This window comes from Caulobacter sp. 17J65-9 (genome assembly GCF_010975005.1).
Taxonomy (GTDB): Bacteria; Pseudomonadota; Alphaproteobacteria; order Caulobacterales; family Caulobacteraceae; genus 17J80-11.
Genome location: NZ_JAAIVC010000162.1, coordinates 1 through 8,369 on the forward strand (window position 1 = coordinate 1; position 8,369 = coordinate 8,369).

General features: G+C 67.0%; 7 protein-coding genes. 5 read left to right on the forward strand and 2 right to left on the reverse strand.

Going from position 1 to position 8,369, the window contains the following annotated elements:
• The coding region (locus tag G3573_RS17925; protein WP_205598346.1) for a hypothetical protein at nucleotides 1-291 on the reverse strand (291 nt) is incomplete at its 3' end.
• A gap of 293 nt (nucleotides 292-584) precedes the next feature.
• Between G3573_RS17925 and G3573_RS17930 the strand changes: the two genes are divergently transcribed.
• From G3573_RS17930 to G3573_RS17950, 5 genes are all read left to right on the forward strand, one after another.
• Nucleotides 585-1,445 (forward strand): hypothetical protein, encoded by an 861-nt coding sequence (locus G3573_RS17930; RefSeq protein ID WP_163263062.1) that lies wholly within the window; start codon nucleotides 585-587, stop codon nucleotides 1,443-1,445.
• Between the two features lie 29 nt (nucleotides 1,446-1,474).
• Nucleotides 1,475-1,858, forward strand: coding sequence for a hypothetical protein (locus tag G3573_RS17935; RefSeq protein WP_163263063.1), 384 nt, complete (start codon nucleotides 1,475-1,477; stop codon nucleotides 1,856-1,858).
• 104 nt (nucleotides 1,859-1,962) lie between these two features.
• The gene (locus G3573_RS17940) at nucleotides 1,963-2,286 is read left to right on the forward strand and encodes a BrnT family toxin (protein WP_163263064.1); all 324 of its coding nucleotides are present in this window, start codon (nucleotides 1,963-1,965) and stop codon (nucleotides 2,284-2,286) included.
• A 282-nt stretch (nucleotides 2,287-2,568) separates the two neighbouring features.
• Complete coding sequence (locus tag G3573_RS17945; RefSeq protein ID WP_163263065.1) at nucleotides 2,569-5,904, forward strand: amidohydrolase family protein; 3,336 nt, start codon at nucleotides 2,569-2,571, stop codon at nucleotides 5,902-5,904.
• A 317-nt stretch (nucleotides 5,905-6,221) separates the two neighbouring features.
• On the forward strand, nucleotides 6,222-7,856 hold the full coding sequence (locus tag G3573_RS17950) for a histidine kinase dimerization/phosphoacceptor domain -containing protein (protein ID WP_163263066.1): 1,635 nt from the start codon (nucleotides 6,222-6,224) through the stop codon (nucleotides 7,854-7,856).
• A gap of 38 nt (nucleotides 7,857-7,894) precedes the next feature.
• Here the strand turns inward: G3573_RS17950 and G3573_RS17955 are convergent.
• On the reverse strand, nucleotides 7,895-8,369 hold a 475-nt coding region (locus G3573_RS17955; RefSeq protein WP_163263067.1), incomplete at its 5' end, for a hypothetical protein.

Sequence of the window (8,369 nt, forward strand, 5' to 3'; positions counted from 1 at the left end):
GGCCTGCGGATAGTCGCGCTGGGGCGAATGCGGCCGCGCGTGCGCGCCGGCCCGGAACGCCGCCGCGCGGGCGGCGACGTCGGCCAGCAGGGCTTCGAGGGGCGCGCCAGGCGCCTTGCGATCAGGCCGCCGCGCGATGAACCCGAGCCCGGACGCCAGCACGGCGCCCATCGCCCCATAGGCGACGGCGTCCCAGGCGACGGGGAAGGGCGAGCGCCAGCCGAACTGGCCCGCGGCCCATAGGCCCAGCGCCCCCGCGAGGGCGACGACGCAGACGACGAGCAACCGCATCAGCTGGTCCCCCCGGAGCTTTCAGGCGTCACCTTGGGGCGTCGGGGACGAGGTGGCAACTTGCAGGTGGGAGTAAGGAGGGCGTCGCGGCCGCGCCGCGGAGACGGAGGGAAACTCCCCGCGTCCATATAAATCAAGCGCTTAGCGCTTAGCGCCGAGCGTCTGTGCCGTATGTGAGCCCTGTGTGTAGCAGTGCGGGCGGGCACTGCGAAGCCGGTTCAATGCCTGTCCCTTTGGTGGACACCGGAGCGACCAAGCGGCATCTTGCAATCTGAGCGGGAGGGGCGGCGCAAGTGCCTTTTGATGACGACCTGTCGACGGAAGAACGCGACACGTACAAACTATTCCTCAGTGCCATTACCCCAAGGGGTGACCGGATTTGTTCGGCGGCCCTCTACCGGTTCTTCGTTGATTACTATGATGCGGCGAACTTCTTCATGTTCGTCATTAAGCTCGTGGGCCAAGCCGACGAGGGCCGTATGCGCGCGGCAAAGGCGCTTAGCACCATCTCGCCCGAGGATGCCGAGCGCTACAAGAAGACGCTTGAGAAGCCGAATTTGGTCCTCAATCAGCTGTCGCGTTTTTCGTCCCACCAATCCAAGAACATGGTGCTGTCTGCGACAAACAGCTTCCTGTGTTACTATTCAGAAATCATTCAGGCTGCGATCAATAAGCGGCCGGAACTCTTGAAATCCTCCCAGACAATTCGCCTGGATGAGGTGCTCGCCTTCAAGCGCTATTCGGACATCGTCTCTTATCTGGTTGACAAGCGGATCAATTCGCTTTCCTACGGCGGCATCCTCCAGATGGAGGAATATATGCGTGACCGTCTAGGAATTGAGACGTTCAAGGACGATGACCAGAAGCACCTTTTGCTAATTTTCATCGAGCTTAGAAACATCCTCACTCACAACCGAGGCGTTGTGAATGACCTGTTTCTCTCGCGCGTGAAGAACCACATGGGCTTCAAGTTTCGCAGCGGCAAGCAATTTCACTGCGACTTGGATGTATTCGCTCGCCTCTCCAAAAACTGCATCGACGTCGCCTGCGATATCGACAAGGGAGTCTGCGAGAAGTTCGGCATCCAGCGAAAGAGGTACGCGACTTGGTCCACAGCTGGCGCGAACAAGAAGCGGCCTGCGCCGACGACCTGAATTGAACGTGCTGCTGGAACGGAGGGGGCATGAAAGACAATAAGCGCAACCGGCTCGTAGCCGTGGTATTCGCGGCAGCGTTGGCGATTTCCGGGTCGAGTGCGCCAGCACAGGCTCAGGGCGTGAAATTCAGCTACATGGGCGAAATGAGTTGCGGCGCGTGGCCGAAGCATTCGCCGTATACTGCCATCGATAAGGCGCTGACGCTGAACTGGGTGCTCGGATTTATCAGTGGTCGATCCTCGTTGAGAGAGCGAGATATGCTCGCCACTGTCGATATCGCTTCTGTTAGCGCGTGGATGGACAATTATTGCGCTGAGCACCCCTTAGATACGGTCATCATGGCGGCTCATGCGCTAGAGAAGGAGCTCCTGGCCCGAGCTCCAGCGATCATCCCAACGACCAAAAAATGATGTGCTGATGCGGGGCGGCTGACCGGATGGATTGGCTGCTGGCTCCCCCCATGGGGGCTCGACTTGTCGCGGATCGGCGTAATTGCACCAGCAGCGGGGCATTCATGAGCGACGACGAAATCCAAGTTTGCTGGCACGACGAGAAGGCGGCGGCAAATCTCGCAAATCACAAGTTGGACTTCGAGGGGGCCGAGCTGGTCTTCCGTGACATTTATATTCACGAAGTTCATGACAAGTCGCATTCTGTCGGCGAGGAGCGTCTAAAAGCTATTGGCATGGTGAACGGCAGGCACATTACCGTCGTGTACAATGATCTCAGTGATGACGAGGTGGAGCTCGTCCGGTTGATCACGGCGTGGCCATCGACGGAACCCGAGAAACAGCGATACCGCGCCGAGTTTATTCGCAAAACCGCACCGAACACGTAGCCGCTAGCGTTGCGTCGCGGGTATCGAAATCGACCCTTTTCGTGACGGGCGAATGCACTGCCTCGAAAGGCGGAAGATCTCCTTTTGATGCAGGTTCGGGAAATCGAGCCCCGGTTCAGATACGGGTGAGCACCGCTCCCGACGAGCCCACCGTTACAACTCCGTAACGTGCCGCTAGCAGTCCCGGCTGCTAGCCCTTGTCCCTGAACAAACGCACGCGCGCCGGCGGGCTCTCCCCGCTAAGGTGGCGGCAAAACGATTCAGAGTCGGGGACGGATGATCATGAAACGCGTGTCTCTCGCCGTGCTGGCCGCGGCGGCGTTCGGTGTGTCGGCTTCGCTGGCGCACGCCCAGGCGGCGCCTGCCGCGCCCGTGCCGGCGGCGGCGCCCGCGGCCGACAAGAAGGCGGACGAAAAGCCCAAGTGGGACGTCAACAACCCGCCCGGGCCGCACCACGACGTGACCATCGACACCACCACCGGCACCTGGCTGTCGCTGGACGTCAGCCCGGACGGCAAGGAGGTCGCGTTCGACCTTCTGGGCGACCTCTACGTCATGCCGATCGGGGGCGGGGAGGCGAAGGCCCTGACCACCGGCGTCGCCTGGGACATGCAGCCCCGCTATTCGCCGAACGGCAAGTGGATCGCCTTCACGTCGGACCGCGGCGGCGGCGACAACATCTGGATCATGGACCGCGACGGCTCGAACGTGCGTCAGGTCACCAAGGAGACCTTCCGCCTGCTGAACCAGGCCGACTGGTCGCCGGACAGCGAATACATCGTCGCGCGCAAGCACTTCACCTCGGCCCGTTCGCTGGGCGCGGGCGAGATGTGGCTGTACCACCGCTCGGGCGGCGACGGCCTGCAGCTGACCAAGAAGCGCACCGAGCAGAAGGACACCAACGAGCCGGCCTTCTCGCCGGACGGCCGCTACGTCTACTTCTCCGACGACGCCACGCCGGGCGGGCAGTTCGAGTACTCGAAGGACCCGAACAGCCAGATCTACGTGATCCGTCGCCTCGATCGCGAAACCGGCGACGTCGAGCCGTTCGTCACCGGCCCGGGCGGCTCGATCCGCCCGACCCCGTCGCCGGACGGCAAGTCCTTGGCCTTCATCCGCCGCGTTCGCTACAAGTCCGTGCTGTACGTGATGGACCTGGAGAGCGGCCGCGAGACGCCGGTCTATGACGGCCTGGACCGCGACATGCAGGAGACCTGGGCGGTCCACGGGGTGTACCCGGGCATGTCCTGGACGCCTGACAACAAGTCGATCGTGTTCTGGGCCGGCGGCAAGATCAAACGCATCGACGTCGGCTCGAAGAAGGTCGCCGACATTCCCTTCCACGTGAAGTCGACCCGCCAGGTCGAGGAGGCCGTGCGCGCCAAGGTCGAGGTCGCGCCGGACACCTTCGACGTGAAGATGCTGCGCTGGACCTCGCCGTCGCCGGACGGCTCCAAGGTGGTCTACGAGGCGCTGGGCAAGCTGTGGATCAAGGACCTGAAGGGCGGCGGCGAGCCGAAGCGCCTGACCGGCCAGAAGGATCACTTCGAGCTGTATCCGTCCTGGTCGCGCGACGGGAAGTCGATCGTCTACTCGACCTGGTCGGACACCGATTACGGCACGGTGCGGGTGGTTTCGGCCGCCGGCGGCGCGGGCCGCGTGGTCACTGAAAAGCCGGGTCACTACCTGGAGCCCAGCTTCTCGCCGGACGGCAAGACCATCGCCTTCCGCACCTCGGCCGACGGCTATCTGCGCCCGGCCGTGTGGGGTCGCCAGGACGGCATCTGGACGGTGCCGGCCGCCGGCGGCAAGTCGACCCTGGTCACCAAGGACGGCGTGTCGCCCCAGTGGGGCGCGCGCAACGACCGGCTGTTCTTCATGACCTACGAGCCGGAGCAGAAGCGTGCGCTGCGCTCCATCGAGGTCGACGGTTCGGACGCCCACACCTGGCTGATGACCACGGCCGCCACCGACTTCGCCGTGGCCCCGGACGAGAAGTACGTGGCCTGGACCGAGCGTTACAACGCGTTCGTGGCCCCGTTCCCGGCCACCGGCAAGACGGTGGACATCGGCCCGGACAACAAGTCCATGCCGGTGACCCGCGTGTCCAAGGACGCCGGCGACTGGCTGCACTGGTCGGGCGACGGCAAGGCGCTCAGCTGGTCGACCGGGCCTGAGCTCTTCACCCGCGAGCTGAAGGACGCCTTCGCCTTCGTCGACGGCGCGCCCAAGGACCTGCCGGGCGTCCAGGACAAGGGCGTCAACATCGGCTTCAAGGCGACCTATGCGAAGCCGGAGGGCCGCTACGCCCTGGTCGGCGCCCGCATCATCACCATGAAGGGCGACGAGGTCATCGAGAACGGCGTGATCGTCGTCGACGGCAACCGCATCGAGAGCGTCGGTTCGCTGGCCGCCACGACCCTGCCGGCCGGGATGAAGACCATCGACGTCTCGGGCAAGACCATCATTCCGGGCCTGATCGACGCGCACTGGCACGGGGCGATGGGCTCGGACGAGATCATCCCGCAACAAAGCTGGGTGAACTACGCCGCGCTGGCCTTCGGCGTGACCACGCTGCACGACCCGTCCAACGACACCTCCGAGATCTTCGCGGCCTCGGAACTGTCCAAGGCGGGCGAGATCGTCGCCCCGCGCATCTTCTCGACCGGCACCATCCTGTACGGCGCGACCGCGGCCTACACGGTCAAGGTCGACAGCCTGGACGACGCGCTGTCCAACCTGCGCCGCCTCAAGGCGGTCGGGGCGTTCAGCGTGAAGAGCTACAACCAGCCCCGCCGCGAGCAGCGCCAGCAGATCATCGAGGCCGCGCGCGAGCTGGACATGAGCGTGGTGCCGGAAGGCGGCTCGCTGTTCGAGCACAACATGACCATGGTCGTGGACGGCCACACCACGCTGGAGCACTCGCTGCCGGTCGCCAAGATCTACGACGACGTGAAGCAGCTGTGGAGCAAGGCCGGCGGCACCGCCTACACGCCGACCCTGATCGTGGCCTACGGCGGCAACTCCGGCGAGAACTACTGGTACCAGGAGACCGACGTCTGGGCCGACCCGATCCTGTCCAAGTACGTGCCGCGGCGCATCCTGGACGACCGCTCGCGCCGGCACGTCGAGGCCCCGCTGGACGAGATGAACCACATCGACATCTCCCGCGCCGCCAAGGAGCTGAACGATCTGGGCGTGTCGGTGCAGATGGGCGCCCACGGCCAGCGTGAGGGCCTGGGCGCGCACTGGGAGCTGTGGATGATGGCCCAGGGCGGCATGAGCAACATGCAGGTCCTGCGCGTCGGCACCATCAACGGCGCCCGCGCGCTGGGCATGGACAAGGACATCGGCTCGCTGGAGCCGGGCAAGCTGGCCGACCTGGTGGTGCTGGACGCCAACCCGTTGGACGACATCAAGAACACCCACACGATCCGCTACACGATCGCCAACGGCCGGGTGTTCGACACCAACATGGACGAGATGGGCAAGGCTCCGCACAAGCCCTTCTGGTTCACGACGGACGGCGGCGAGGCCTGGAACCGCTCCAACGCCAACGCCGAGGCGAAGACCGACGCCCACGGCGAAGGCCACACCCGCGACGGCCACGTGGACTGAGGCTGGCAGGCTGAACTTGAGACGGGGAAGGGGGCCTGACGGCCCCCTTCTTTTTTGCTCCGTCATCCCGGCCGGAGCGCGAAGCGCGGAGAGCCCGGACCCAGCAACTCGACCTCGACGCTGAGAACACCCGCGCTGCAACAAGCGTAGCGTTTGCTGGGTCCCGGCTCTCCAGCACGCTGCGCGTGCTTTGCGGCCGGGATGACGCTGCGTTTGGAAATTTTCGGAAAAGCAGTGGCTTAGCGCGCTCTTCCCGCCACGCCGCGGGAACCTAACCCGCAGCGGACGATTTCGCTTTCGAGCCCAGCAGCGCGAGCATGAGCCGGCCCCCCGAACCCGCCCCGTTCGAGCCTTCGCCCCGCCCCGCCACGCGCGAGGCGGAACGGCGGATCGACGAGGGCGCCGGGCGCGAGGAGCTGGCCTGGCGGCTGCGCCAGCAGGCGGTGGTGTCCGACTTCGGCGGCATGGCGCTGGAGGCCCGCGACCTGGACGCCCTGCTGCAGCGCGCCTGCGAGCTTTGCGCGGAGGGCCTGGGCGCCCGGTTCGCCAAGGTTCTGGAATGGCGCCCGGCCGAGAAGCGCTTCCTGGTCCGCGCCGGGGTGGGCTGGAAGCCCGGCGTGGTCGGCGAGGCGACGCTGGGGGCGGACCTGGAGAGCCCGGCCGGCTTCGCCTTCCACACCGGCAAGCCGGTGATCTCCAACCATCTGACCGACGAGACCCGCTTCCGCACGCCCGAGCTGCTGCGCGAACACGGGGTGAAGCGGGCGATCAACGTGCTGATCCGCAGCGCCGAGGCTTCGCCCTTCGGCGTGCTGGAGGTCGACAGCCCCGACCCGGGGGCGTTCGAGGAGGCCGACGTGGCCTTCCTGCAGGGCGTCGCCAACCTGCTGGGCGGCGCGCTGGAGCGCGCGCGGGTGGCGGGCGACCTGGCCGAGACGCGCCAGCGCCTGCACGCGGCGCTGGACGCGGCCGAGATGGGCGTCCTGGACTTCGACCCGCGTAGCGGCGAGCTGCATCTGGACGCGCGCTGCATGCGGCTGCTGGGCCTGCCGGTCGACGCTGAGATGAGCTACGAGCGCCTGCTCCAGTGCGTCGGGCCCAAGGACCAGGTCGCCATCGAACAGGCGGTGCGCCGCACGCTGGATCCGTCCGGGAGCGGCGAGTTCTACGTCGAGATCCAGGTGCCCTCTCCGCAAGACCACGAGGTCCACTACATCGCCGCCCGCGGCCGTGTGCTGGCCCGGCCGGGGCGCCCGGTGCTGGTGGTCGGCATCGCCTTCGACGTCACCTACCGCCGCCGCGCCGAAGAGCTGATGCGCGTGGCGCTCGAGCACAAGGACATGCTGGTGCGCGAGGTCAGCCACCGGGTGAAGAACAGCCTGCAACTGGTCGCCGGCGTGCTGGCCCTCCAGGCCCGCGCGGCCAAGCACGAGGAGGTGCGCCAGGCCCTGACCGCGGCCCAGACCCGGCTGCAGACCATCGGCCAGATCCACGACCAGCTGTGGCGCCAGCCCGACGTGCAGGAGGTGGAGCTGGGCGCCTTCCTGCGCTCGCTGTGCGACAAGCTGCAGGAGAACGCCCACGGCCACGCCCTGACCTTCGCCGGCCCGCAGGTCGTCATGGCCACCGACCGGGCCGTGCCGGTGGCCCTGCTGGTCAACGAGCTGGTCACCAACGCCTTCAAGTACGCCTATCCGGACGGGGGCGGCCCGGTGGAGGTGACCCTGTCGGCCGACGGCGAGCGGCTGACCCTGGAGGTGGCCGACCAGGGCGTCGGCCTGCCGCCGGACCTCGACCTCAGCGAACCGCGCGAGAGCCTGGGCATGCGCGTGGTCTCCGGTCTGGTCCGCCAGCTGGGGGCCGAGTTCGAGGCCCGCGACAACGCGCCCGGCGCCCGCTTCGTGATGCGCTTCGACCGCGTCGACGCGGCGGGGGAGGGGAGCGCGACCTAATTCTCCTTCTCCCGCAAGGAGAGAAGGAAGCTTGACCGCTAAACCGGCCGCACCGCCGCGCCGGAGAAGCGCAGGCGGCCGCGGCGGTAGCCGGTGGCGCCGATGCGGAATTCCAGCGGCTCGTCGCCGTGCTCGTGGCGGAAGCGCAGGCTGCGTTCGGCCGCGCCGACCGGCGGACGCCCGGCGAAGCGGCGCTCCGCCAGCAGGCGGGGGCCGGCCGCCACGTCGAAGGTGAGCTCGCCGTCACCGTCCTCGACGTCCTCCCAGGCCAGGTCGAACAGCACCTCCCACGCGCCCGACGGCAGGCGCTGGTAGGGGCCGTACACCAGGAAACCGGCCGCCTCGGCCAGCTCGCGCCGGGCCGGGCCGGGCGGGGCGTGCGCGCCGCCGCCGGTGAACTGGAAGCGTTCAGCCGGAAACCAGCGCGCCTTCAGGCCGGTCTCCAGCGTCGCCGCCGGGCCGTCGGCGGCCAGCGCCCCGGCCGCCTTGAGCGCGCCGTCCAGCCGCTCGATC

Excerpts from the sequence above, each read along its gene's own strand:
- G3573_RS17935 (WP_163263063.1), top strand. The coding sequence starts at position 1,475 with ATGAAAGACAATAAGCGCAACCGGCTCGTAGCCGTGGTATTCGCGGCA.
- G3573_RS17940 (WP_163263064.1), top strand. The coding sequence starts at position 1,963 with ATGAGCGACGACGAAATCCAAGTTTGCTGGCACGACGAGAAGGCGGCG.
- G3573_RS17945 (WP_163263065.1), top strand. The coding sequence starts at position 2,569 with ATGAAACGCGTGTCTCTCGCCGTGCTGGCCGCGGCGGCGTTCGGTGTG.
- G3573_RS17950 (WP_163263066.1), top strand. The coding sequence starts at position 6,222 with ATGAGCCGGCCCCCCGAACCCGCCCCGTTCGAGCCTTCGCCCCGCCCC.